This window comes from Pseudomarimonas salicorniae (genome assembly GCF_023156535.1).
GTDB lineage: Bacteria > Pseudomonadota > Gammaproteobacteria > Xanthomonadales > Xanthomonadaceae > Pseudomarimonas > Pseudomarimonas salicorniae.
Window position 1 is genome coordinate 180,126 of the sequence record NZ_JALNMH010000009.1, and the last position, 24,814, is coordinate 204,939.

A 24,814-nucleotide genomic window follows, 5' to 3' on the forward strand; every position below is an offset into this window, starting at 1 on the left:
AGGGCGCTCCCACAGTCGGGCTTTGTTGGGCGTGAGCGAAGCCCCATAGGGTGCGTCTTGGACGCACCGACACGGGCGTTCGGACGGTACGCCCGGTGCGGCCAGCCGCACCCTATGAGTGTCTTCTTTGCGCCCGAACCACGCATCCGCCGCTGCCGGCGGGAACGGGCACGCCCTGCAGGCCGCATTCACGCTGGCCTCACCCGTGAAGGTTCAATCTTCACACACGTGAAAACCGCCATGGAGCGAGCCATGTCCAGCCTTGAAGATTCCGCCGGCCTCATCCTCATCATCGAGGACAACCGCAACATCTCCGAAATGGTCGGCGAGTACCTCGAACGTCGCCACTACGGCGTCGACTACGCCCAGGACGGGCTCGACGGCCTGCGCCTGGCCACCGAGAACAGCTACGACGTCATCATCCTCGACCTGATGTTGCCGCGCCTGGATGGTCTTGAGGTCTGTCGCCGCCTGCGCCAGGAGGCGAAGAAGGCGACGCCTGTGCTGATGCTCACCGCCCGAGACACCCTGGACGACAAGGTCCGCGGGCTGGAGGCCGGAGGCGATGACTACCTGGTCAAGCCCTTCGCCATCCAGGAACTGGAAGCCCGGATCCGCGCGCTGATCCGCCGCGAGCGCCGCCAGGTCAGCACCGAGGTGCTGAAGGTCGGCGACCTGGTGCTGGACACCGCCACCCTGCACGTGACCCGCGCCGGGCGCGAGGTGCAGCTCTCGCCGATCGGTCTGAAGCTGCTCACCATCCTGATGCGCGAATCGCCGCGGGTGGTCAGTCGGCGCGACATCGAGCGCGAGATCTGGGGCGACTCCCTGCCCGACTCGGACACCCTGCGCAGCCACCTGTACAACCTGCGCAAGGCGATCGACAAGCCGTTCGAGAAGCAGCTGCTGCACACCATCCATAGCGCCGGCTACCGTCTGGCCGACCTCGACACCGAGCAGAGCCGGAAGTCCGCATGACGGGCGCCGCCCCGGCCCCGCCGCCCGGCGGGGTCAGCGGGATCAGGCGGAAGATCTGGGTCGCCTTCATCCTGCAGGTGGCGGCGATCAGCTTCGCCACCGTGCTCGGGGTGTACGGCGCCTCGGCCGTTCTCAAGGACGTGCTCATCCAGCGCGCCCTGATCGATGAGGCGGGACATTTCTGGGACCGCCTCGCCCTGGATGCCAACGCATCCGTTCCCGACACCTACAACATGCGCGGCTACCTCGTCCCGCCCGGAGAGGAGAAGGAGCGCCTGCCCGAGCACCTGCAGGACCTCGACATCGGCTACCACAATCTGCCGCATGCCCTCGGCGGCGCCCTGGTGCTGGTCGAGAGCGGCCCCGGGGGTCGTCTGTTCCTGGAGTTCAAGCAGGAGCAGGTCGCCAAGCTGGCCTTCTACTTCGGATTCGTTCCCCTCGCCATCGTGCTGGTGGTGATCTACGTCATCGCCTGGTTCACCTATCGACTTTCCAAGCGGGCGGTCTCGCCGATCATCTGGCTGGCCTCCGAGGTCAGTCGCTGGGACCCGAAGTCGCCGAACAGCGCGGCGCTTTCGCCGGAGTCGCTGCCGCTGGACGTCGAGGGCGAGGTCGCCGTGCTGGCCAATGCCCTGCACGAACTCGGCGAGCGGGTCGGCCAGTTCGTCGAGCGCGAACGCAATTTCACCCGCGATGCCAGTCATGAACTGCGCACGCCCCTGACCGTCATCCAGATGGCCTGCGACCTGCTGCTGGCGGATTGCCACCTTGACGAGCCGACCGCTCGCTCCGTCACCCGGATCAAGGGGGCCACTCGTGATATGGCGGCCCTCATCGAGGCCTTCCTGATTCTTGCCCGCGAGGGCGACACGGGGCTTCCGGAGGAGGACTTCGTCGCCAATGACGTGGCCGCGGAAGAGGTCGAGAAGATCCGCCCGCTGCTGGCCGACAAGCCGGTGGAACTGGATGTACGACACGAAGCCATTTTCGCCCTGCACGGCTCGTCGCGGGCGCTCGGCGTGATCATCGCGAACCTAGTACGCAATGCCTGTCTCTACACCGAGGAAGGCCATGTCTGGGTCATCGTGTCGCCTGACCGGATCGTGGTCGAAGATACCGGGCCGGGGATGAGCAGGGAGGAACTGGAGCGCATCTTCGAGCCGTTCTTCCGCGGCGGCGAGCGCAAGCGCGACGGGCATGGCATCGGCCTGTCGATCGTCCGGCGCCTTTCGACGCGATTCGGCTGGCCGGTGCATCTGGAGAGCACTCCCGGCCAGGGTACGCGTGCGATCATCGAGTTCCCCAAGACACGACTGCTGGAGGAATGATGCGCGCTGCCGCCTGCCTGCTCCTGGCCCTGGGATTCGGGGCCAGCGCCGCCGAGCCGCCGATCGCCATCGCCATCCATGGCGGCGCTGGCACCATGAGCCGCGAAGCGCTCGACCCCGAGCGCGAGAAGGCGATCCGCGCCGACCTTGACCGTGCCCTCGACGCCGGTCACGCCCTGCTGCGCGAAGGCCGGCCAGCGCTGGAGGCGGTGATCGCCGCCGTGGTCGTGCTGGAGGACTCACCGCACTTCAACGCCGGCAAGGGCGCGGTATTCACCCACGAAGGCATCAACGAGCTGGATGCTGCCCTGATGGACGGCGCCACCCGCCGGGCCGGCGCGGTGGCCGGGGTGCGCACGGTTCGCAACCCGATCCGCCTGGCTGCCGCAGTGATGAAGCAATCGCGCCACGTCATGCTGACCGGCAGCGGCGCCGAGGCCTTCGCGGCCAGCGTCGGCCTCGAGCCCGTGGAGCCGTCCTACTTCCGCACCGAGTTCCGCTGGCAGCAGCTGCAGGAGGCCAAGGCCAAGGAAGCGGCCGGCACGGCCGTGACGCTGCCCGCCAGCGCCTATTTCGGCACCGTGGGCGCCGTGGCGCTGGACCGCGACGGCAAGGTCGCGGCGGCCACCTCGACCGGCGGTATGACCAACAAGCGCTGGGGCCGGGTCGGCGATGCGCCGATCATCGGCGCCGGCACCTGGGCCGACGAGGGCTGCGCGGTGTCGGCCACCGGCTGGGGCGAGTTCTTCATCCGCCTCAACGTCGCCAGCGACATCTGCGCCCGGGTCCACTATCGCGGCGATGCGCTGGGCGATGCGGCGGCGCACGTGATCATGACCCGCGTGCCCGAGCTGGGCGGCGACGGCGGCGTCATCGCCATCGATAGCCGGGGCAACATCGCCCTGCCCTTCAACACCCAGGGGATGTACCGCGGCTGGGTCCATGCCGACGGCAGCCGGGGCACGGCGATCTTCCGGGATCCATGATGGCCCTACCGGCTGTTTCGCGGCCGGGCGGGCGCCTGCGACAGGTATCGCACCGGCCCACTCACGCCTTCCCGGCGAACAGCGGTGGCAGTCGTTTTCGATCTCTGCCAGTCTTGCCAGCTTGAACGAACCCCGAACGAACCATCCCGTATCGCGGCCACATGCGCTATCATCCGCGCCCGCGATTTCATCCTTTCATCCGAATAAAGGGATATAGCCAGCGATGAGCAATTTCCTGTTCACCTCCGAATCGGTCTCCGAAGGCCATCCGGACAAGGTCGCCGACCAGATTTCCGACGCCGTGCTGGACGCCATCCTGGCCCAGGACGGCCGCGCCCGCGTGGCCTGCGAGACCCTGGTCAAGACCGGCGTGGCGATCGTCGCGGGCGAGGTCACCACCAGCGCCTGGGTCGACCTCGAGTCGCTGACCCGCAAGGTGATCCTCGACATCGGGTACAACAGTTCGAACGTCGGCTTCGACGGCGAGACCTGCGGCGTGCTGAACCTGATCGGCAAGCAGTCGCCGGACATCAACCAGGGCGTCGACCGCAAGAAGCCCGAGGAGCAGGGCGCCGGTGACCAGGGCCTGATGTTCGGCTATGCGACCAACGAGACCAAGGAGTTCATGCCGGCGGCGATCTACTACTCGCACCGCCTGGTCGAGCGCCAGGCCAAGGTGCGCAAGCAGAAGAAGTCGCCGCTGCCCTGGCTGCGCCCGGATGCCAAGTCGCAGGTCACCCTGCGCTACGAGAACGACAAGGCCGTCGCCATCGACGCCGTGGTGCTCTCCACCCAGCACGACCCCGAGGTCAGGCAGAAGGACCTGATCGAGGCGGTGCGCGAGGAGATCATCAAGCCCGTGCTGCCGGCCAAACTGCTGCACAAGGGCACCAAGTTCCACATCAACCCGACCGGCAAGTTCGTCATCGGCGGACCGGTGGGCGACTGCGGCCTGACCGGGCGCAAGATCATCGTCGATACCTATGGCGGCTGGGCCCGTCACGGCGGCGGTGCGTTCTCCGGCAAGGATCCGTCCAAGGTCGACCGCTCGGCGGCCTACGCAGCGCGCTACGTGGCCAAGAACATCGTCGCGGCCGGTCTCGCTGACCGCTGCGAGATCCAGGTCAGCTACGCCATCGGCGTCGCCGAGCCGACCTCGATCTCGGTGACCACCTTCGGCACCGGCAAGATTGCCGACGACAAGATCGCCAAGCTGATCCGGAAGCATTTCGACCTGCGTCCGTACGGCATCATCCAGATGCTCGACCTGATCCACCCGATGTATCAGCCGACCGCCGCCTACGGCCACTTCGGCCGCGCACCCTACGAGTTCGAGTACGCGAACGCGCAGGGCAAGAAGACCAAGGCGACCGCCTTCTCCTGGGAGAAGACCGACAAGGCCGAGGCGCTGCGCGCCGACGCCGGCCTGAAGAAGTAGGCGCTCTGCCAGTCCATCGCTGCACCCGGGGGCCGCCACGTGCGGCCCTCGGCTTTTGCGCGGCCGGAAGACGCGTCATGAACGGGCACCCTGGGCTCCAACAAGACATTCATAGGGTGCGGCTGGCCGCACCGGACGTACCATCCGAATGCCCTTGTCGGTGCATCCAGGACGCTCCCGTTGGGGAGTCGGCAACGCGTGGCGAACGGCAAATATGCGCCTGCTACGACTATCGAACACGTATCCCTGAAGGCGCCTGGTCGAGGCTTGGCCAGGCCGAGGCATCGATCACCTCACGATAGCCATGCCAGGCAGCATAGGCGAGCCAGGGCATCACGACGACCAGGCCGATGAAGGCCGTGGCGAACCCGAGCGCGGTCAGCATCACGATCAATCCCGCCCACACCAGCATCGCCGGTTTGTTGCGCAGCACCGCCTGGATGCTCGACAGGCAGGCGGTGATCATGTCCACCTCTCGGTCGGCGATCATCGGCAGCGAGAACGCCGTCGAGGCAAAGGTCAGGGCGGCAAACAGCGAGCCGACCGCAGAGCCGATCAGCAGGAACTCGAGCAGGGCGCGCCAGTTGTCCGGCTGCATCGGAAAGAACACATTGACCATCATTCCTGCGCGCGACCAGAGCAGGAGGATCACCAGCTGGGCCAGCGCAAACACCCCGGCCTGTCCCGCCACCCGCCGCGCCAGCACGAACGAGTCGACCAGGCGCGGGCGCCGCCCGGTCTCCAGCGCCCGGCTCACCGAATACAGGCCGACCGCCAGCAGCGGCGCGATGAACACGAAACCTGACAGCAGCGCGGCGAGCAGGGCGAAGCGCCCCAGCTGCCAGGCCAGCGCGGTCACCACCAGGCTGACCACCATGATCACGCCGCCGAACAGCAGGCTCAGCGCAGGCGCGCGTCGGTAATCCCACCAGCCGCGCCGCAGCCAGCGCCATGGCGCGCCGGGCCCCACCGGGCGAAAGGATGCGACCACTGGTCGCGCCGCCTCGTCCTCATCCCTCGGGTCATCGGTCACGCCTTCCCTCCCCTCGCCCGCCCGGCGCTATCGTATCGGCATGGAATCGGGTCGCGGCACCGAACTGCCCGCCGGCTGGGATCGCGGAGGCGACGGCCTGGCAAGACTTGGCGCCGGCGACGGCCGTACCGTGGTGGTCAAGCGTCGGCGCACGGTGCCGGGCGACTTCTTCGCCGCCGAGGCGCGCGGGCTAGCTATCCTTGCCGAAGCCGGTGCGCTGCGCACGCCCACGGTCCTGGGTGTGACCCGAACCGCCATCGCGCTGGAGGACCTCGGAAGCGGCCAGCCCTCCGCCCGCGACTGGGCGCAGGCGGGCGCGGCCTTGGCGCGCCAGCATGCCGGCCGGGGGCCTGGCTTCGGCTTCCCGGCGCCGGGCTACATCGGCGACAGCGCGCAGGACAACGCATGGGAGCAGGACGGACATCGCTTCTTCGCCGAACGTCGGCTGCTGCCCCAGGCACGCCGGGCCCGTGATGCGGGCCTGCTGCCACCGTCCGCGGCGATGCGGATCGACCGGCTGGCTTCGCGCCTTGATCGGTTGCTGCCCGAGTCCCCGCCGGTCCTGCTCCACGGAGACCTCTGGCTGGGCAACCTGCACCCCTGCGCGAACGGCGAGCTGGCGCTGATCGACGCGGCGGCCGTGCATTTCGGCTGGGCGGGCGCGGACCTCGCCATGCTCGGTCTGTTCGGCACCCCGCCGCCCGCCTTCCTCGAAGCCTATGTCGGGGCCGGAGGCCGATCAGACTGGAAGGACCACGCCGACCTGCTGAATCTTTACCACCTGCTCAACCACCTCAACCTCTTCGGCGCAGGCTACCGGAGCGCGGTACTCGGCGTGCTCGATCGCCACACCTGAAACCTGGGGCGGTGACTCAGCGCAACGGCCGGGTCTTGCGTCAGGGTAGAGCGGCCAGTTCGCTGCTGCTCTGCCCGCGCTCCGCTGCGTGTGGCCGCTGCGCCCGGATCCACGAGGTTCTGCCGAGCTTGGCGGCCGCCTGGGGCACGGCTCGGGGGCGCTCAAAGGAATCGCCGATCACATGGGTCGGCGCCCGGCGCCAGGTGAACCCGAGATCGAAGGGCCCGCCGTAGGCGAAGGCATCCTGTGCCCGGGCGCCCCCAGCCGAGTAGCCGTCACCCTGGGCGGTAGAAGCATCCAGCACCAGACGGACCGGTCGGTCACCCGCGTCGAGGTCGGGCGGCAGGGCGGCATCGCTGAAGTCCTCTCCTGGAATGTAGGCACGACGAACGATCACCGCCGAGTCGTCAAGCACCACGAAGGGCGCGTAGCCCAGGGCGTAAATGTACTCAGGCTCGTCCATCTTGTAGGCCAGCGTCGCCAGCTGGATCGAGTCCCCGACAAAGAATGGCTCCCTCCGACCATCGCTGAACAGCACGCGGGCATCGATGGCGTCACCCTGCGCATCGGTCACGAAGCTCATCCCCACCTCGATGAAACCAGCAGTGTTGCCGGGCAGAAAGTCGTCGCGCGGGAACTGGGGGTCGGAGTAGTCCACCCCGGCTTCCCGGTAGCGGAAATAGGGGATGAAATTCAGCGTGCACCCGGCACCCGTGGTGCAGTCGCCGGTAACGGTGCCCGGCCCGTTGTCCACCGCATCAAAGTAGCCGTCACCCGCTTCCGGCACGTAGTCGTCGTCGAGTTCCAGTGCCTGCAGGAGACGCGGCGGTTGGCCATCCATCTCCAGCCAGTAGAGACGGCGGTCCCAGCGTGGCGTCGCGTAGGTGGCTTCGCTCGCTGTCGGAAGCGCAGGGAAGCCGCGCAGCAGGATGTCCAGCTCTCCAAGACCTGCCACCCGATACGGAATGGTGATGTAGCCGTCGACATCATCCCAGGTGCCCTCGACTGCTCCGACGAACTTGGCCGAAGTGCCGCCACCGGTCGCCAGCTCGCCCGGATGCCTGCGCACCTTCGCCATCATGTCGGCCCAGGCGGGAACCTGCTGGCGGAATTCAAGCTTGCTGACCGACTGCGGGCTGGGCCCGGTGGTATGACAGTTGTAGCAGCAAATGGGGTTGGCCCGGAGAACAGGGGCGGCGCACGCGCCGCAGAGAATCATGATCCACAGCAGGCTTCGCATGGCCGTCGTATCCGCATGAGTCAGACAAGGCGCTTGGGTATGCAGCCGTCGGATCCGCGCCGCCGGCTGTGTCGAAAGCGTAGCCCTCCGCCCGCCACTGATCAATCAGTTTGCGCAGGATCTGGGCTGGGCTGAGCCTCGCTCGCCCGCCTAGCGAGGAAGCCGCGCGCCAGGCCCAACACGGTGAGCCCGAGAAGGGCCCAGACCAGGGCCTGGCCCATCCAGCGACCGCCGAGGCCGGGGCGTTGGTCGGGAATCCAGATCTCAAGACAATGCGCCGTGCCGGCGTAGCGCTCGCCGACCTCCCGCTGCCTACCCATCGCATCAACCCACCCTGGGCGCCCCCGGTTGCTGGCGGTGACCACGGGCACACCGAACTCCACCGCCCGGATCCGCGCCAGCGCGTTGTCCCAGACGTCGATCGGCTGCCGACCAAAGGGCGAGAAGCTGGCCATGTGGAGCACGGCGCGAGCGCCCTGGCGGACGCCCGCGCCGAGGTGTTCGCGGGAATGCAGGGCGTAGCAGAGCGCGGGCAGGAAAATCCTCCCCTTGGCATCCGGGAAGACGCCGCCGGGGGCGCCTGCGGAGAAGATCGGTTCGCCCCAGATCGGTCGTTCATAGAACGGGACCAGGGCGGACTTGGCGTGCCAGCTCACCGCCGCTTCGCTTCCCGGCTCGAACCACTCCGCGCTGACATAGGGCGGACCGTCGGGGGTATTCCGATAGCACTGCATCAACACCGGGATGTCGAGGGCGGTTGCGAGGGTACTTGCTCTCGCGCACCCCTCCCTCGCTGCCTCGACGGAGAGCGGCAGCTCGGGCCATACCAGCAGCTCGCAGGCCGACGACCGCGCAGCGACTCCGCGACTGAGCTCCACCGCCGAGGCGCTGCCGCCCGGCCGGTCACGCCACACGAGGCCAGGACTGGCGAACAGGGGAAGATCAAGCCCGAGCGGGGCGATCCTCGCCACCTCACCCCGACCGGCCTGCTCGTCGCCGTCGAACTGCTCGATCCGCGCCTCCCCGAGCAGGTAGACCAGCGCGATGAGCACGCTCACCGGCGCGGCCACCTTTGCCCCCCACGCGCGCCATTCGGAGCGCGCCGCCGCCCCTTCCGCCACTGCCGCGGCCGGAAGCAGAACGAGGGCCAGGGCCAGGTATTCGCCCCCGAAGGCTGCAGGTTGGAGCAGCCAAGGCGCGGCAACCAGCTGCGCGAGCGGCGTGAAGGGAAACGGCAGGGGCAGAAAGCACAACCCCGCGGCCAGCGTCGAGGCGCGGACCCAGGGTCGCCAGGCCCGGATGCCTCCGTTGTCCGCGAGCACCCAGCGATCCATCAACGCGAACAGCGCGAAGGGCAGCGAGAAGCAGGCAAAGAAAAGCAGGGTGATCGCGACGCTCGCGGCCTCTCCACCACCTTGGGCGAGCACTGCCGAGTGGAAGGCCTGCCACCGCCCCGGCAGCGTATAGGCAAGTCCCATCAGCGCGCCGCTCAGCACCGCCCACCTCGGCCCCAGCCCACGCAGGGACACCAGCCAGGGCGCAAACGCCAGCAGCCCCAGGGTGGCCGGCAGGCGGGAGGCCTCGATGGCATGCAGGATGAGCCCCGCTGTGCCGACACCGGCCGCGAGACGGATCGGCACTGACGGCACGGTTCTCAGCGGCAGCCCCAAATCCGGCCGCCCCCGCCTCGCGCCTTTCGGGGTCACTCAGGTCGTGGTCGGGCGCGCAGCCGCTTGAACCAGTCGGCGACGGTGAACTCGGCGAGGTCGCGGTACTCGCCGGCGTCGAAGAACTTGCCGTAGCAGACCGTGCAGCTTTCGAACCAGATGTGCGGCTGCGCCGGGTCCACCATGCGGATCATCGGCTGGCCATCCGAGCACTTCGGGCAGCTTATGCGGTCGATCGCGTTGTGGCGGCGACCGACTTCGGGGTCTCCGGTGTCGATCTCGGCGGCGAGGGAGAGCAGGTCCTGGTCCTCGAGCATGTCGAACCACAGTCCGCCGCAGCCGCCGCACCGATCCACTTCGCCACCTTCGACGCGCACGACCTGCATTTCGGCCTGGCATTTGGGACAGTTCATGGACGACGCTCCTGACGCTTCGCCGGTTTGCGGAAGCCGACACTTTGCCAGATTGCAGGCTGCACGGCAGCGGCCCGGAGCCCAAACGAAGACGGGCCCCGAAGGGCCCGTCGCCGCCGCAACCCACCCAGGGGTTAGTCGGTTGCAGACAGGAACTGCTGGTGGAAGCGCCCGGCGGCGACCGCGTAGGCGGCACGGGTCACCTTGCCGCTGCCCTCGAAGGCCGCGCGCACGGTGGGCTGCAGGTCGAACGGCCCCTGCACCAGCGAGAAGCGGGCATCGACCACGCCGGCGTCCAGCGCCAGCTGTACGTACCCGCGCAGATCGGCCGGGATCAGCGCGTCGTCGCTCAGGGTGATGCGCTGGTCGCCATACTGCACGCTGATCGGGCCACTGAAGTCGCGGGCAGCCTGCTGCAGGCCGAGGCTCTGCACCAGGGCGTAGGCCAGGTCATAGCGAAGCACGTCGCTGCCCGGCTTGAACTGTCCCCCGAGCAGGCGGATGACGCCGTCCTGGGTCTGGCTGAGGTCGCGCAGCGGCGCGGCGCTGGCCACCGCCGCCTCGGCAAAGGGATAGGCCGCGTGGCTGGTCGAGAGGTCGCTGAAGCTCGGCTGGCCGTTCAACGGCAGCGCCTGGCGGACGTTGGCGCCCATCACCAGATAGCGGGCCAGGTCGCTGCGCTTGAGCACGCTGTCGGGACGGAACTTGCGGTCCGAATGCCCGTCCACCAGGCGATAGCTGACCGCGTATTCGATGGCGCCGCGGGCCGGGTGGCTGCCGACGTCATCCATGCCGGTGAAGCCGGCGCTGTCGAGGAAGCTGACCTCGCCTTCAACCGGGCCAGGCAGCGCATAGCCGTTGGTGAGCCGCAGCGGATCCAGGGCAACGCCCGAGACCGAACCGATGCCGCGCACGCTCAGCGTCCAGGTGCCGGGCACGCCCGGGCCTCCGGTCACGGCGGTGCTGCCGAGCAGCGGCAGGGTGATGCTGGAGCCGTAGCGATTGCCCTCGGGATCGGTCAGCACGAGGGCGACGGTGTTCGCGTCGACCTCGGCGCGGGCCGCCACCCAGGCGGTCTGCGGGCCGACCTCGAAACGCATCACCTCGCTCTCGCCCACCGGCAGGAAGGTCAGCTCGAAGGGGAAGCTCGAGCCACCGGCCAGCTGGGCATTGGCGTTGAAGCTGCGGCGTGCATTGACCGTGGCGCCGTAGTCGCTGCGCAGGCCGGCGGCCGCGGCCACCGCGGCGTAGGCGTTGAGATGGCCCGCGCCGGCCTCCCACTCCAGCCGCCCTCCCATGTTGGTGGCGGTGCGCTCAAGCAGGTCGCGAACCTGGGACGGGGTCAGGTCGGGATTGGCCTCCAGCATCAGGGCGATCACGCCCGAGACGTGCGGGGTGGCCATCGAGGTTCCGCTGGACACGGTGTAATAAGGAAGGTGGTTCGGCGCGATCAGCGCCGCGTCGGTCTCGGCACTGAGCAGCGGAAGCGTACCGCTGAGCGCGCGGGTCGAGATGATGTCGACGCCCGGAGCGACGATGGTCGGTTCGTTGTAGTAGGTCCACTGGCTGCCATCGGGCATCGAGAAGCTGCCGCTCTCGCCGCGCTTGCCGCGCGAGGAGAAGTCGGTGAGCACGGCGTCCTTCTCGCTGGCGCCGACCGAGATCACCCACGGCGCCTGCGCGTAGGGGTTGTGGGTGTCCTCGCCAGGACCGTCGTTGCCGGCGGCAAAGACGTTGATGATGCCGCGCTTGTAGGCCTCGTAGGTGGCGATGTTGACCGGGTTGGTCGGATCGAACCTGCCCGAGCTGCCCCACGAATTGCTGACCACGCGGATCGGGTGGTCAAAGCGGAACTGGTTGTGCACCGCGTAGTCGATGCCGCCAACGGCGTCGAGGATCAGCAGCACACCGCCGGATCCGTAACCGACCAGGTCGGCGCCCGGGGCCACCCCACGGTGCAGGCCATTCGAACCGGCGCCGGTGCCGCCGATGGTGCCGGCGCAATGCGTGCCGTGCCCGGAACCGGTGTCGGTGTTGGGCTGGCCCTCGACGTAGCTGATCGGAAGCAGGCCGGAGTAGGCGGCGAGATTCGCCGCGGCCTGGACGTTCTCGACCACGTGACTGCCAAAGCGCAGGTCGGGGTTGGTGGCGTCGATGCCCGAATCGTTCACTACCACGGTGACGCCCTGGCCGCTGTAGGGAACGGCGCGGTTGAATTCCTGCGGGCGCTCGGCGACACGGGCGGCCCCGGTCAGCTGACGGGCCTCGTTGTTGAAGTAGCGCAGCGGCGCATTGAGGTGGATCGAGACCACGTCATCGCGCTGGGCGATCGCGGCGATCTCCGCCGGGGTGGCCAGCGCACCGGCGATCGGCAGGCTGCGCATGGTGACGCCGCGCTCGATGCCGAGGGCGGCGAGATCGGCGACCTGTTCGGCGCTGAGCGGCCCGGAGTGGCCGTAGCTGATCACCACCTCCAGTTCTTCCGTGGGCAGGGCCGAGCGCAGGCGCTGGCTGAGGTCGAGCCCGATGTCCGCGTCGGCAAGCGCTACTTGGCTGGTGAGCAGGGCGGCCAGGCTCAGCACCAGACGGCGGCGAACAGGGGAGTGGCGCGGGGATTCGGACATCGGTTTTCGCTCAGTATCGGTTCAGGGCAGGCCCGCTCGGGCCCGGGGTCCGGATGACTGTGCGTGTCTGCCCGGGCCTGCTGAATCCGGCGCATCCCATGCGGCGCGTGGGTGAAACCCCCCATTCCTACCCACCGGCTGCGGGAGTAGAGTCGGTCGACGTTGCGGACCCCTCCAGTTCGTCCGCCGGGAGAGTTCCCCGATGAAATCGCTGCAGACCCTGTTCGCCCTGCTTTGTTTCAGCCTCGCCGCTACTGCGCAGGCCGCGGTGCTGGTCACTGTGGCGGGGAAGAGCGCTACGGCCGAGATAGCGATCGCCGGCGTCGAAGCTGAACTGATCCTCAACTTCAGCGATGTCGACCAACTCCAGGCCGGCAACCTCGGCATCTCCGCCCAGCTGGTGTCGGTGACCGATCCGGCCCTGCTCGCCCGACTGCCCGACGCCTCGTTGGCCAGCATTCCTGCAGCCCTGCCGCTGATGGTCACCGTCGAGCCGCCATCAGGGACCGGCTTCGCCCTGCGTGACACCGTGCGCGTCGAGCTGCATACGCATGCCCTGCCGTACACCGCGGGCAGCCATTTCCGCCTGTTCAAGGCTCCGCTTGGCGGGCAGTTCGTCGACATCACCGACGAGGTGGCGCCCGGCAGCGTGCGGACCCGCGGTACCACCGGCGGCTTTTCGCAGTTCCTCGTCCTGGTCGACCTGCGCAGCACCTCCAGCGTGATCGGCTCCAAGTTCGACGCCCTCCAGGCACGAGCCGCCGCCGCGCCATCCGCGCTGCGCGGCGATCTGCTGCAACAGCTGGCTGATGCGCGTAGCGCCGCGGACTCCGGCCAGCACGCAGCGGCCATCGCGGCGCTGGACGCGTTCCGGGCCCAGGTATCTTCCGAGGCCGGACTTGGCCTGGGCAACGAGTGGACCCCGTCGCAGCGCAGCGGCAATCTTGCCGGCGAGCTGCTGGCCGGCGCCTCAAGCCTCGTCTACAGCATCGGCTATCGACGCGACTACGGCGACTGAAACGTCCCCGCCGGGAGGTGCGCCACCTCGCAGGGAGGGCGAATCGCACGGGTGTATGATCGGGCCATGCCCGCCCGCATCGTCGCGCACCTGCCCGAAGGTCCCGCCGTGGAGTCATGGGTCGCCGACGGCGACTCCTGTCTCGTCGGGCGCGCGGCGCATTGCACCCTGGTGCTGCGTCACCCCTCGGTTTCCCGCGAACATCTGCTCATCGAGTCGCAGCCGACATGGCGCGTAGCCAATCGCTCGAACAAGAACGGCACCCAGCTCGACGGCCGCCCCGTGGACAGCGCGCCGCTCACTTCGCACCACTGGCTGCAGCTTGGTGACGTCACCTGCGAGTTCCAGCCCTGCGGTCAGTCCGGCCTCGATGCCGCCCGTGCCAGCCAGCGGCAGCGCCAGCAGCACTCCACGGCGATCGGCGAAGAGCTGGCCGCGCGCTTCGACAAGGCCGGCGGCGTCGAGGGCGTCTCCCCGGACCTGCTCGACGCGACGCTTCAGGCGGTGATCCAGCTGGCCGAGTGCGAGCGTGGTTTCCTGCTGCTGCGCGATGGAGACGGATGGCGCGTCGCGGCGCAACACGATGCCCCCGCCGGGAACCCTGGCCCGGGCCTGCAGGAATTCTCCGGCAGCCATACGGCGATCCGGCTCGCCTGTGAGCGCGGCGAGCCGGTGGTGATCAACGATGCCCGCGGCGATCCGCGCACCCGGCGCCAGGCATCCGTGCTGGAGGCCGGCATCCGCAGCCTGCTGGCCCTGCCCCTGCAGGGCCCCTCGGGCGTGGTGGCCGCGCTGTACGTCGACCGCCGCGAGCTCGGCCATCCACTGACCGAGTTCGATGTCGGGCTGGCCGCGGCCTTCGCCGAACGCGCTGCGGTGTGGCTCGCCGCCCGCGACGCGATGAGCCTGCTCAAGCAGCTGCCGCGCTGGGAGTCCGGCGACGCGGAAGCCGCATGAACGGCCCCGCCGGCGGCGAGGACGCGCCCACCGTCACGGCCGACCAGAGCGCGCGGATCCTGCCGCCGGGCACGCGTCTTGGCGGCCGCTACCGTCTCGATGGCGTGCTCGGCATCGGCGGCATGGGCGTGGTCTACCGCGCCCATGACGAGGCCCTCGACGTGCCGGTGGCGGTGAAGCTGCTGCGCGCGGAGATCTCCGCGCGTCCCGAAGCCTTCGAGCGCTTCCGTCAGGAGGTGCTGCTCGCCCGGCAGGTCTCGCATCCCGCCGTCCTGCGCATCCACGACATCGCCCGCGAGGGCGAGGACTGGCTGATCAGCATGGAACTGGTCGAGGGCGAGGCCCTCGACCGCCGGCTGGCCCGGGAGGGCCCGATGCCGGTCGAGGAGTCGGTCCGCATCGCCATCGAGGTCGCCGAGGGGCTGGCCGTGGCGCATCGCCAGGGCGTCGTGCATCGTGATCTCAAGCCGTCGAACCTGCTGCTCGATCAGGACGGCCACGCGCGCATCGCGGACTTCGGCATCGCCCGTTCGCTGCGCAGCAGCGGACTGACCCGCGCCGGCCAGGTCATCGGCACGCCGGATTACCTCTCCCCCGAGCAGTCCCGCGGATATCCGGTGGACGCCCGCAGCGACCTGTTCGCCCTCGGCGTGGTGCTCTTCGAGATGCTCACCGGGCAGCTGCCCTTCGCCGGACAGACCGCCAATGAGCTCTTCACCCAGCGGATCGCCGGTCACAACATACCGCTTCGCCGACTGCGTCCCGACGCGCCGGCCTGGCTGGAGCGGCTGATCCAGCGCCTGCTGCGCGCTCAGCCCGGGCAGCGCCTGCAGGACGCGGAGTCGGTGGTTGCGGCGCTTCGCAATCGCCGCGTCGGGCCGGACTGGGCGCAATGGCGGCGGCGCCTGGTAGGCGGGGGGTTGGCGGCCGCGCTGGTTGCAGCCGCTGGCTGGCTGGGACTCGCTGCCCTGCCCGATGCGCCGCTCGCCGAGGCCCGGCGCAGCGTGGTCCTGCCACTCGCCAACGCGGGGCTGCTCGATGCCGCTGCCGCCCGTGCGCTGGCCCACCGCCTGCGCCTGCAGCTGGCGGCGGGCAAGGGCCTGGCTGTGGTCGACAGCCAGCGCAGCGATCACGTTTTCGAGCGCTTGCCGACGCCAAGGGAAGGCCCACCCTGGCGGACCGAATGGGCCACCGAACTGCCTGCGGAACGCTGGCTGGCGATCAGCCTGCACCCGGTCGAGGGCGGTGTGCTGGCGCAGGCGCAGTGGCTCGGCGCTGGCGGGCGCGCGCAGGCTGCGCCGCAGAGCTTTCGCGCGGCCGATGCACCGTCGGCCTGGAGCGGGCTGACCGCCCTGTTGCTGGATGGCGCTGCGCCGCCGCTCCCCGCGATGTCCTCGATGAATGCGCTGGGCGAGGCCATCGAGGCGCGTCTGCGCGGCCGAGTGGAAAACGCCACCGAGGCGCTCGACCAGGCGCTGCGCGAGGGCCCGGAGAACGACAGCGCCGCCGCCACGCTGCTCGAACTGGGCCTTGCCATGGGCGATGCCGGCGTTGCCACCCGCGGGCTGGCGGCGCTGGGCGCACCCGGGGACGCCTGGCTCCGCGCGCTGGCTGCGCGGCAGCGGGGCGAGACCGAGGTGGCGATCAGCGCCTTGAGGACCTGGCTGTCGGATCGACCCGACGATGCCCGGGCGCGCTGGCAACTGGCCGAGGCGCTGTCCGCTATCGGCGAACTGGACGCCGCAGAGGCCGAAGTACTCGCCGGCCTGGCCGTCGATGAGGGCGACGCGCGGGGCTGGTTCCTGCGCGGCAAGCTGGCCATCCTGCGTGGCGACATGCGGCCCGCGGTCGATGATTACCTGGTGCGCGCCGTCCTGCTTGCCAAGCGTGACCGCGACCGCTTCGCCGAAGCCGAGGCGGTGAACGCGCTGGGCGTGGCCTATGCCCGGCTCGGCCAGATGGGCGATGCCGAGCAGCAGTATCGCCGCGCGCTGGAGCTGCGCCAGTCGATCGGTCACCGACGCGGGATCGCCAGCAGCCTCCGCAACGTGGCCCAGCTGGCGATGATCCAGGGGCGCGGCGATGAGGCTGCCACCCTGCTCGAGCAGGCACGGACGCTGTTTGCCCTGCTCGAGGATCGCGCCGGGCTTGCCGCCATCGACAACGAACTGGGCCTGCTGGCCGAGGAGCGCGGCGACTATCCTGCGGCGCTGGCGGCCTATCGCGCGGCGCTTCGCGGGCGCGAAGCGCTCGGTGACCGCCTCGGCATCGCCGAGAGCCTGAACAACCTCGGCTTCGCCCAATACCAGCTTGGCGACTACGACAGTGCCCGGGTCTACTGGCAGCAGGCGCTCGACGGCTTTGCCACCCTCGGCGACCGGGCCGGGCAGATCCGCGCGCGGCAGAACCTCGGGCTGCTGGAAACCGTGCGCGGCCGCTGGCAGCGCGCCAGCGAACTGCTCGAGGACTCGCTGCGCGAGGCCACCGACCAGCAGCTGACCGAGGAGCGCGCGGTCAGCCTGCGGAACCTCGCAGAACTGGCCCTGCTGCAAGGCGACATCGCCCGCGCCCTGTCCCGCATCGAAGAGGCCCGAAAGGGCTTCGCCGAGCGCGAGGACGCACGTGGGCTGGTCGACCTGTCCTTGCTTGAGGTCCGCGCCCAGCTGGTCGCCGGGCGCCATGACGCGGCCCGCTCGCAGCTGGAAGCGCTGTCCGCCGATCTCGACTCGGCCTCGTCGGAGCAGCAGGCCATCGCCCTGCTGCTGGGCGCCGAACTGGCGCTGGCCGAGGGCCGGCCCGAGGACGCGACCCGGGCCCTCGAACGCGCGATGCCGCACGCCCGGGCTTCGGGGGTGGCCCTGCTCTCACGCATGATCGAGGCGCTGAGAAATCCGTTCGATCCCGCGCTCGCCCAAGCGCTCGCCCAGTTCGACCATCGCCCCTTGCATTGGCTGTGGCAGCAACAGAAGCTGCGCCGGGCCGGCGACCGAGAGCTCGTGGACATTGCCTACGCCGAGGCACGCGAGGAGCTGCAACGACTCCCCGGCCACCTCGCCAGCCTTCCCCTTCATCGGCTGGCGGCGCAGCGGCTGCTGGAGTTCGGCGACGGCCCGGCCGCCGAACAGGCTGAACGCGCCGCGCTGGAGGCGCGTGCCGCGCTGCAGTCGCAGCTGCCGGCAACCTGGGCCGATCCTCCGCAGGCCGCCGAACGATGAGCAGCTCCGCCGACGATGTGGCCGCGCTCGATGCGCTGCGCCGCGACTACCAGCGCCTGCTGCAGCGTCTCGAGGCCAACCAGCAGACCTTCAACCGCCTGGCCCGCTCGGTCTATCAGGTGCAGGAGGACGAGCGCCGCCGGCTGGCCCGCGAGCTGCACGACGGGCTCGGCCAGAACCTGACAGCGCTTTCCCACCTGCTGGGCATGCTCGCCGACGGCCTGCCGGACAGCGCCGAGCCGCAGCGCCAGCTCGCCAGGCAGGCTCTGGAGGTCTGTCGAGGGACGCTCGAGGACACCCGCCAGCTCTCGCGCCTGCTGCGCCCACAGATCCTCGATGATCTGGGCCTGGTCGCTGCCCTGCGCTGGCTCTGCCGCAGCATGCAGGCATCGGCGGGCATCACCTGCACGCTCGAGGCCGATGGCGAATGGCGTGCCGACAGCGAGATCGAGACCGTGCTGTTCCGTGTCGCCCAGGAGGGCCTGACCAATGCGGTGCGCCACTCGGGCGCGTCCTGCGTGGCCCTGCGCGTGCATGTTACCGGCCCCATGGTGGAACTGGAAGTTCAGGACGACGGTAACGGGCCGGGCAGCCGCGATCTGTTCGGGGGAGGAGGTGGTCTCAGCGGCCTGCGCGAACGCCTGCGCCTCCACGACGGACAGCTGCTGGTGCGCGCGGCCCAGCCTCAGGGCCTGCGCCTGCTGGCGCGCCTGCCATTGCCACCGCAGGCGCCGGGAGGCGCACAATAGGGCCATGATGGGTCCGATCACCCTTGTCGTTGCCGACGATCACCGACTGGTCCGCGAGAGCCTGGTCACGGTGCTGACTGCCAGCGGCGAATGCCGCGTTCTGGGCCAGGCCGGCAATGGCCCCGAGGCGGTGCGCGAGGTGGTGGCCCACCAGCCACGGGTGGCCATCATCGACATCTCGATGCCCGGCCTGAACGGGATCGAGGTCGTGCGCCGGTTGCGCCAGGAAGCGCCGGCTACCCGGTGTCTGGTGCTGACCATGCACGAGGAGGAGGAATACCTACTGCAGATGGTTCGCGCTGGCGCGGCCGGCTACATGGTCAAGGACCGGCCGGCCATCGAGCTGCTCGAAGCCGTGCGCCAGGTGGCCAACGGTCGGGCCCATTTCGGACCTGAGGCGGCGCGCATCCTCGCCGAGCAGGTGCACCGGCCGGAGCACGCCGGCGAGGACCCCTACGGCACGCTCACCAATCGCGAGCGCGAGGTCTTCCATCTGGTGGTCGAAGGTTGCACCACCAAGGAGATCGCCCGACGGCTGGAGATCAGCGTGAAAACCGCCGAGAACCACCGGGGCAAGGTGATGGCCAAGCTCGGCGCACGCAACAGCGCCGAGATCGTGCGCTACGCAGCGCGCAAGGGGCTGATCGACCGCACGGCCGACTAGCCGCGGAGCACCCCCGGAAACGACGACGCCGGCACGAGGCCGGCGTCGAAGTCGCGGTGGCCGCCTAAGCGGCCCGCGGAAGCTGGATCAGGCCACTTCGACCTGATCAGCCTGCATGCCCTTCTGGCCCTGGACGGCGACGAAGGTCACCTTCTGGCCTTCCTGCAGGGACTTGAAGCCCGAGCCCTGGATTGCGCGGAAGTGGACGAACAGGTCCGGACCGGACTCCGGGGTGATGAACCCGAAACCCTTGGCGTCGTTGAACCACTTGACGGTACCGCTCTGACGATTCGACATGATGTAGTGCTCCTTTCAAGCAACAAGTGAAGTGCCGCCGGCGGATGCCGACAGACAGGTACTGAGGTTGCTCGGAAAGCGAGTCGGATCGATGTCGCAGATCACGGGATCAACAGCATCAGGACACGTTTCACTGTGTCCCAGCAAACGCAGCGCCCGCACAGTACACCGATTTCCGTCGCAAAGCGAGCCCCGCTACCCCTTTCGTTCAGCGGCCGTCGACCCGCCGGGCCGGCGGCGCTCAGCGGATGAACTCGACCGCATGGACCGGCGGCAGGCGGGCGTCCAGGGCCGTCCAGCTGTCGCCGCCGTCCTCGCTGGTCCACAGCCCGCCGGTGGTCGAGCCCATCGCCAGCCTGCACCCGCTGTCATCCACCGCCAGCGCGTGGCGGTAGACCAGGTCGTAGGCCGGCCCCTCGGGCAGCCCCTTGCGCAGCACCTCGAAGCTCTGGCCGCCGTCGCGGGTCCTGGCCACGCAGAAGCGGGCATCGACCGGATATCGGCGCTCGTCCTTGACCGCCGGCACCAGCCAGCAGGTGTCCGGATCCTGAGGGTGCACGGCCACGGCAAAGCCGAAGCTGGACGGCGAGGCCGTCTCGATCTCGACCCAGCTCGCGGCGCCATCATCGGAGCGGAACACCCCATTGTGGTGCTGGATCCACAGCCGGTCCGGCGCCGCTGCGCACTGGACCATGCGATGCGGGTCCTGGATGTTGCCGTCGTAGGCACGCTCGGGGGGCATGAAGGCGGCGCGCAGGCCCTGCGCCTGGAGGATCCAGCTTGCACCGTCATCGTCGCTGCGCCAGACACCGCCGCAGGAAATGGCGACCCGCAGGCAGCGCGGCTCACGCGGATCGAGACAGATCGAATGGATGCCGGGTGCGTCGTAGCCGCCGCCGAACCACTCATTCCGCTCGCTGCGGTCCCACAGGCCGCGCATCAGCTTCCAGCTTTCGCCACCGTCGTCGGAGCGGAACAGCCCGCCGGGAAGGGTGCCGGCCCACAGCCGTCCCGGCTGGGAGGCTGCACCGGCAACGAGCGACCAGACCAGCTGCAGGGTGGCCGGCAGCGGCGGCTTGCCGTCGCCGGTGACGACCCGGTCATCAGGACCGTAGGCGGGCACGGACAGCTCGCGCCAGTGGGCCCCGGCATCCTCGGACACCTGCAGCTTGCAGCCGAAATGGCCCAGCGAAAGGGCGGCATAGCGTCGGCCGTCACGCGGATCGCTCAGCGACACACTGACGTTGTTGCCGGGAAAGTCATGCCGTGCGATGGCCCAGCCTGCGGGGCGGCGCTCAAGCTCGAACAGGCCCTTGCGGGTGGACACCAGGATGCGGTCACTCATGCTCAGCCTCCGGACAAGGCCTGGAAAACATGGATCTCGGCGTCGGCCTCGAGCGGGATGCCGAGGTCGGACTTGTCGCGCAGAGCGCGGCCGTCGACGAAAACCGCGACATGCGGCCGGACCCGACCATGCTCATCGAGCAGGTAGCCGCGCAGCGCGGGGCTGTCTGCGAAGGCCGCTTCCAGGCAGGCCTCGACGGTCGGGGCGACACAGTCGATGCGCCACTCGCCGGGCCCGCGGCCAACCCGCTGTGTGATCGAGGATGCAAGAGTGATCGAGGGCATGCCGGACGTCCCACATCGGCTGCTGCACTCAACACAGCTTAGCGCAGCCGGGGCGTGGGCACCGGGCCGGCGATGCTGCGTTCACGACAAGCGGGTAGAATGCGGGGGCTGGCCGTGCGCCGGCCCAGACCCACCCCGCCGAGGGGCGCTGCAAACCCGGTCGCTCCGGGACCAGGCTCGGCGAAGGTTTTCCGTGAAAACGGCGCCCGTTGATTGCGATCACTCGCACGGTGCGCGGCCAGGCCCGCCGCCGATCAACCTGGAGCTTGCAAATGAATGCTGTCGTGAAGGACCTTCCGAACAAGGATTTCAAGGTCGCCGATATCTCGCTGGCCGATTTCGGCCGCAAGGAAATTTCCATCGCCGAGCACGAGATGCCCGGCCTGATGTCGATCCGCAAGAAGTACGCCCCGGAACTGCCGCTCAAGGGCGTGCGGGTGACCGGCTCGCTGCACATGACCATCCAGACCGCGGTTCTGATCGAGACCCTGAAGGATCTTGGCGCAGACGTGCGTTGGGCCTCGTGCAACATCTTCAGCACCCAGGACCACGCTGCCGCCGCGATCGCGAAGTCGGGCACGCCGGTCTTCGCCTGGAAGGGCGAGACCCTGGAGGAGTACTGGGACTGCACGCTCGACGCGCTGACCTTCCCCGGTGAGAAGGGCCCGGAGCTGGTCGTCGACGACGGCGGCGACGTCACCCTGCTGATCCACAAGGGCTACGAGCTGGAGCACGGCTCGGACTGGGTCAATACGCCCAGCGAGTCCGAGGAAGAGCAGATCATCAAGAACCTGCTCAAGCGCGTGGCCAAGGAGCGCCCGGGCTTCTGGGGCAAGGTGGTCAAGGAGTGGCGTGGCGTCTCCGAGGAGACCACCACCGGCGTGCACCGCCTCTACCAGCTGGCCCAGGCGGGCAAGCTGCTGGTCCCGGCGATCAACGTCAATGATTCGGTCACCAAGTCGAAGTTCGACAACCTCTACGGCTGTCGCGAGTCGCTGGCCGACGGCCTGAAGCGCGCGATGGACGTCATGCTGGCCGGCAAGGTCGCCGTGGTCTGCGGCTACGGCGACGTCGGCAAGGGTTCGGCGCACTCGCTGCGCGCCTACGGCTGCCGCGTCGTGGTCACCGAGATCGACCCGATCAACGCCCTGCAGGCGGCGATGGAGGGCTTCGAGGTCAACACCGTCGAGAGCACGCTTGGCCGCGGTGACATCTACGTCACCACCACCGGCAACAAGGACGTGATCACCTTCGAGCACATGCAGCAGATGAAGGACCAGGCGATCGTCTGCAACATCGGCCACTTCGACAACGAGATCCAGGTCGAGAAGCTGCTCAAGGCCAAGGACGTGACCCGCACCAACATCAAGCCTCAGGTCGACAAGTTCACCTTCGGCAACGGCCGCGAGATCTTCCTGCTGGCCGAAGGCCGGCTGGTCAACCTCGGCTGCGCCACCGGCCACCCGAGCTTCGTGATGTCGAACAGCTTCGCCAACCAGACGCTGGCGCAGATGGACCTGTGGGCCAACCGCGAGTTCTACGACAAGAAGGTCTACGTGCTGCCGAAGAAGCTCGACGAGGAGGTCGCCCGCCTGCATCTGGAGAAGATCGGCGTCAAGCTGACCCGCCTCACCGATGCCCAGGCGAACTACCTCGGCGTGCCGGTCGATGGCCCCTACAAGCCCGACCACTACCGCTACTGATCGCCCAGCGGCGACGGAAGCTCCAACGGGCGCCTTCGGGCGCCCGTTTCGTTTGCCAAGCCGGCAGCCGGTCGGCGACGATGCCGGGCGATGAATCCGCGCGCCCGCCCCGACCGAAGCCTGCCCTTCCCGCCCCCGGAAGCCTGCGCGCTGGACGCCGACCCGCGTTTCCTGGCCCTGCTCGAACGCCTCCCCGACCCCACCCTGCTGCTCGACGGCGAAACCGTTCGTTATGCGAATCCGGCGGCCCGCTCTCAGGCTGGCCTGCCGGCGGATGATCCGCACCCGGAGCTTCAGCTCGATGCGCTGTTCGACGGCGCCTCGGCGCAGCGTGTACGCCAGGCACTCGACAACGGCAGCAAGGGCGATGGCTGGACCGCCCTTGACCGGCTGCGCCTGCGTCGGCTGGACGAGACCTGGATCAGCCGCGACGGTGAACTTGTGGCAATCCCGGGGGCCTCGGGACCCGCGCTCATGACGCTGCGGGCTGCGGTTGCAGAGCAGAGCGCCCCGGTGGTCGCCGCCGCACGCCGCGCCCTCGCCGAGTCTTCGCTTCGCGCCGTGGAAGCACAGGAGCGCGAACGGGCAAGGCTTTCCCGTGAGTTGCACGACCAGATCGGCCAGTCGCTGAGCGCGGCAGCGCTGCGCCTGAGCCTGCTCCTGCAGCGCCACGCGATTCCGGACGATGATCCCCAGGCGATGGCACTGTCGAGCATCCTCGATGACGTGCTGCAGCAGACCCGGTCGCTGTCGCTGCAGCTGAGGCCCCCGCAGCTCGACGACTTCGGCCTGGCCAGCGCGCTGCGCTCCCTGCTGCAGCGGCTGTTCGCCGACACCGGCATCCACTACGACATCGAGATCGAGGGCAGCCGCGATATGCCGGCCAACCGCGTGTCGGTGGCCGCCTACCGGATCATCCAGGAATGCCTGACCAACGTGCTGCGCCACGCCCGCGCGGCGGCGCTGCGCGTCGAACTGCGCGCGGACAGCATTGGGCTGGTCCTGACCGTGGTCGACGACGGGGCCGGCTTCGACGCCGAACGCGTCGACAGCGAACGGCTGGGCCTGCGCGGCATGCGCGAACGGGCCGAGGCGCTGGGCGGCCAGCTGGTGGTGCATTCGCGCGCCGGCATCGGCACCCGGGTGCGCGCCTTCCTGCCCTGGTCGCCTCTGCACGCCGCTAGCCAGACCGAACGGGCCTGATCCCTGTGGTCGCCGTCCGACCGGTCGGCGGCTCGCGGGTTTAATCCGAGCCCAGCGCGCGACCGTCGCGTTACTTTCGGGTTAAGCTTGTCTCTGGATCGAGGGAGGGACATCGTGGAGAACGCTCCTGTACGCGTGGTGCTGGCAGACGACCATGTGCTTGTCCGTTCAGGCCTTCGCGCCCTGGTCGAACAGGTGCCGGGCTACGAAGTGGTTGGCGAGGCAGGAGACGGCGAAGCGCTGTTGGAGGCCGTCGAGGCCCACCACCCGGATCTGGCCATTGTCGACATCCAGATGCCTCATCTGGGCGGCATCGATGCCCTCGACCGGATCAAGCGCGGCGACTCGCCCCCCAAGGTGCTGATCCTCTCCATGCACAGTGCCGACGACTACGTACTTCGCGCGATGCGCTCCGGTGCCGACGGCTATCTGCTCAAGGATGCCGCCGCCTCGGAACTGGGCCGCGCGCTCGCCGCCCTGCAGCGGGGAGAACGCTACCTCAGCCCCAAGGTCTCGGAGACGCTGGCCAACGTCAGCCACCGGCTGGACGAAGCACCGCCCTCACTGTCTCCACGCCAGCGCGAGGTGCTGCGGCTGATCGCACGCGGACGGGCCACCAAGGAAATCGCCTTCGAGCTGGGCCTCTCGCCGAAGACTGTCGAGTCGCACCGCGCACAGATCATGGAGCGGCTCGGGATCCGCGACATCGCCGGCCTGGTGCGCTACGCGCTGCGCAATGGGCTGATCCATGACGACGACTGAGCCTGCCCCCGGCGCGGCGCAGCAGCGCCCTCCCGTCCCGCCTTCGCGCTGAGC

Annotated in this window: 21 protein-coding genes and 1 riboswitch; of the genes, 13 read left to right on the top strand and 8 right to left on the bottom strand. The window is 69.1% G+C overall.

Annotated elements, in window-relative coordinates:
- The first annotated feature begins 252 nt into the window (after positions 1 to 252).
- The 4 genes from M0G41_RS12005 to metK all read left to right on the top strand — a co-directional run bounded on the left by M0G41_RS12005 (position 253) and on the right by metK (position 4,730).
- The gene (locus M0G41_RS12005) at positions 253 to 978 is read left to right on the top strand and encodes a response regulator transcription factor (RefSeq protein WP_248209509.1); all 726 of its coding nucleotides are present in this window, start codon (positions 253 to 255) and stop codon (positions 976 to 978) included.
- Entirely contained in the window at positions 975 to 2,306 is a 1,332-nt protein-coding gene (locus tag M0G41_RS12010; protein ID WP_248209511.1) for a sensor histidine kinase, read from the top strand. The genes M0G41_RS12005 and M0G41_RS12010 overlap by 4 nt, the downstream gene beginning before the upstream one ends.
- Positions 2,306 to 3,292, top strand: coding sequence for an isoaspartyl peptidase/L-asparaginase family protein (locus tag M0G41_RS12015; protein ID WP_248209513.1), 987 nt, complete (start codon positions 2,306 to 2,308; stop codon positions 3,290 to 3,292). The genes M0G41_RS12010 and M0G41_RS12015 overlap by 1 nt, the downstream gene beginning before the upstream one ends.
- 223 nt (positions 3,293 to 3,515) lie before the next feature.
- Positions 3,516 to 4,730 carry a methionine adenosyltransferase gene (metK, locus tag M0G41_RS12020; protein ID WP_248209523.1) on the top strand — a complete coding sequence of 405 codons (1,215 nt, stop codon included), beginning with the start codon at positions 3,516 to 3,518 and terminating at the stop codon, positions 4,728 to 4,730.
- Between the two features lie 229 nt (positions 4,731 to 4,959).
- On the opposite strand, the gene M0G41_RS12025 is transcribed toward metK, so the two are convergent.
- The gene (locus M0G41_RS12025; protein ID WP_248209524.1) at positions 4,960 to 5,763 is read right to left on the bottom strand and encodes a DUF2189 domain-containing protein; all 804 of its coding nucleotides are present in this window, start codon (positions 5,761 to 5,763) and stop codon (positions 4,960 to 4,962) included.
- Between the two features lie 40 nt (positions 5,764 to 5,803).
- Here M0G41_RS12025 and M0G41_RS12030 point away from each other — a divergent pair, with 40 nt between their 5' ends.
- Positions 5,804 to 6,619 (top strand): fructosamine kinase family protein, encoded by an 816-nt coding sequence (locus tag M0G41_RS12030; protein ID WP_248209526.1) that lies wholly within the window; start codon positions 5,804 to 5,806, stop codon positions 6,617 to 6,619.
- Positions 6,620 to 6,659: 40 nt separating this feature from the next.
- Here the strand turns inward: M0G41_RS12030 and M0G41_RS12035 are convergent, their stop codons facing one another.
- From M0G41_RS12035 to M0G41_RS12050, 4 genes are all read right to left on the bottom strand, one after another.
- Positions 6,660 to 7,859: a hypothetical protein gene (locus M0G41_RS12035; RefSeq protein WP_248209529.1), complete on the bottom strand. Its 1,200-nt coding sequence runs from the start codon at positions 7,857 to 7,859 to the stop codon at positions 6,660 to 6,662.
- A 101-nt stretch (positions 7,860 to 7,960) separates the two neighbouring features.
- Entirely contained in the window at positions 7,961 to 9,499 is a 1,539-nt protein-coding gene (locus tag M0G41_RS12040; protein ID WP_248209532.1) for a nitrilase-related carbon-nitrogen hydrolase, read from the bottom strand.
- A 62-nt stretch (positions 9,500 to 9,561) separates the two neighbouring features.
- Positions 9,562 to 9,939 (bottom strand): zf-TFIIB domain-containing protein, encoded by a 378-nt coding sequence (locus tag M0G41_RS12045; RefSeq protein WP_248209534.1) that lies wholly within the window; start codon positions 9,937 to 9,939, stop codon positions 9,562 to 9,564.
- A 134-nt stretch (positions 9,940 to 10,073) separates the two neighbouring features.
- Positions 10,074 to 12,563, bottom strand: coding sequence for a S8 family peptidase (locus tag M0G41_RS12050; protein WP_248209535.1), 2,490 nt, complete (start codon positions 12,561 to 12,563; stop codon positions 10,074 to 10,076).
- A gap of 202 nt (positions 12,564 to 12,765) precedes the next feature.
- Between M0G41_RS12050 and M0G41_RS12055 the strand changes: the two genes are divergently transcribed.
- The 5 genes from M0G41_RS12055 to M0G41_RS12075 all read left to right on the top strand — a co-directional run bounded on the left by M0G41_RS12055 (position 12,766) and on the right by M0G41_RS12075 (position 19,166).
- Positions 12,766 to 13,581, top strand: a complete 816-nt coding sequence (locus tag M0G41_RS12055; RefSeq protein ID WP_248209537.1) for a DUF6689 family protein — start codon at positions 12,766 to 12,768, stop codon at positions 13,579 to 13,581.
- A 66-nt stretch (positions 13,582 to 13,647) separates the two neighbouring features.
- Positions 13,648 to 14,538, top strand: coding sequence for a GAF domain-containing protein (locus M0G41_RS12060; RefSeq protein WP_248209539.1), 891 nt, complete (start codon positions 13,648 to 13,650; stop codon positions 14,536 to 14,538).
- Complete coding sequence (locus M0G41_RS12065) at positions 14,535 to 17,753, top strand: serine/threonine-protein kinase (RefSeq protein ID WP_248209542.1); 3,219 nt, start codon at positions 14,535 to 14,537, stop codon at positions 17,751 to 17,753. The genes M0G41_RS12060 and M0G41_RS12065 overlap by 4 nt, the downstream gene beginning before the upstream one ends.
- Positions 17,750 to 18,502: a sensor histidine kinase gene (locus M0G41_RS12070; protein ID WP_248209544.1), complete on the top strand. Its 753-nt coding sequence runs from the start codon at positions 17,750 to 17,752 to the stop codon at positions 18,500 to 18,502. The genes M0G41_RS12065 and M0G41_RS12070 overlap by 4 nt, the downstream gene beginning before the upstream one ends.
- 4 nt (positions 18,503 to 18,506) lie before the next feature.
- Positions 18,507 to 19,166, top strand: a complete 660-nt coding sequence (locus M0G41_RS12075; RefSeq protein ID WP_248209547.1) for a response regulator — start codon at positions 18,507 to 18,509, stop codon at positions 19,164 to 19,166.
- 87 nt (positions 19,167 to 19,253) lie between these two features.
- Here the strand turns inward: M0G41_RS12075 and M0G41_RS12080 are convergent, their stop codons facing one another.
- The 3 genes from M0G41_RS12080 to M0G41_RS12090 form a co-directional block, all read right to left on the bottom strand.
- Positions 19,254 to 19,463 carry a cold-shock protein gene (locus M0G41_RS12080; protein ID WP_248209550.1) on the bottom strand — a complete coding sequence of 70 codons (210 nt, stop codon included), beginning with the start codon at positions 19,461 to 19,463 and terminating at the stop codon, positions 19,254 to 19,256.
- Between the two features lie 241 nt (positions 19,464 to 19,704).
- Positions 19,705 to 20,808: a WD40/YVTN/BNR-like repeat-containing protein gene (locus M0G41_RS12085; protein WP_248209552.1), complete on the bottom strand. Its 1,104-nt coding sequence runs from the start codon at positions 20,806 to 20,808 to the stop codon at positions 19,705 to 19,707.
- A gap of 2 nt (positions 20,809 to 20,810) precedes the next feature.
- Positions 20,811 to 21,092: a MoaD/ThiS family protein gene (locus M0G41_RS12090; protein WP_248209554.1), complete on the bottom strand. Its 282-nt coding sequence runs from the start codon at positions 21,090 to 21,092 to the stop codon at positions 20,811 to 20,813.
- Between the two features lie 134 nt (positions 21,093 to 21,226).
- A riboswitch (S-adenosyl-L-homocysteine riboswitch) is annotated at positions 21,227 to 21,307 on the top strand.
- A 57-nt stretch (positions 21,308 to 21,364) separates the two neighbouring features.
- Here M0G41_RS12090 and ahcY point away from each other — a divergent pair.
- The 3 genes from ahcY (at position 21,365) to M0G41_RS12105 (ending at position 24,760) form a co-directional block, all read left to right on the top strand.
- A complete protein-coding gene (gene ahcY / locus M0G41_RS12095) occupies positions 21,365 to 22,795 on the top strand; it encodes an adenosylhomocysteinase (RefSeq protein WP_248209557.1) in 1,431 nt (476 codons plus the stop codon).
- 90 nt (positions 22,796 to 22,885) lie between these two features.
- Positions 22,886 to 23,998, top strand: a complete 1,113-nt coding sequence (locus tag M0G41_RS12100; protein ID WP_248209559.1) for a sensor histidine kinase — start codon at positions 22,886 to 22,888, stop codon at positions 23,996 to 23,998.
- 114 nt (positions 23,999 to 24,112) lie between these two features.
- On the top strand, positions 24,113 to 24,760 hold the full coding sequence (locus M0G41_RS12105; protein WP_248209563.1) for a response regulator: 648 nt from the start codon (positions 24,113 to 24,115) through the stop codon (positions 24,758 to 24,760).
- Positions 24,761 to 24,814: the final 54 nt, after the last annotated feature.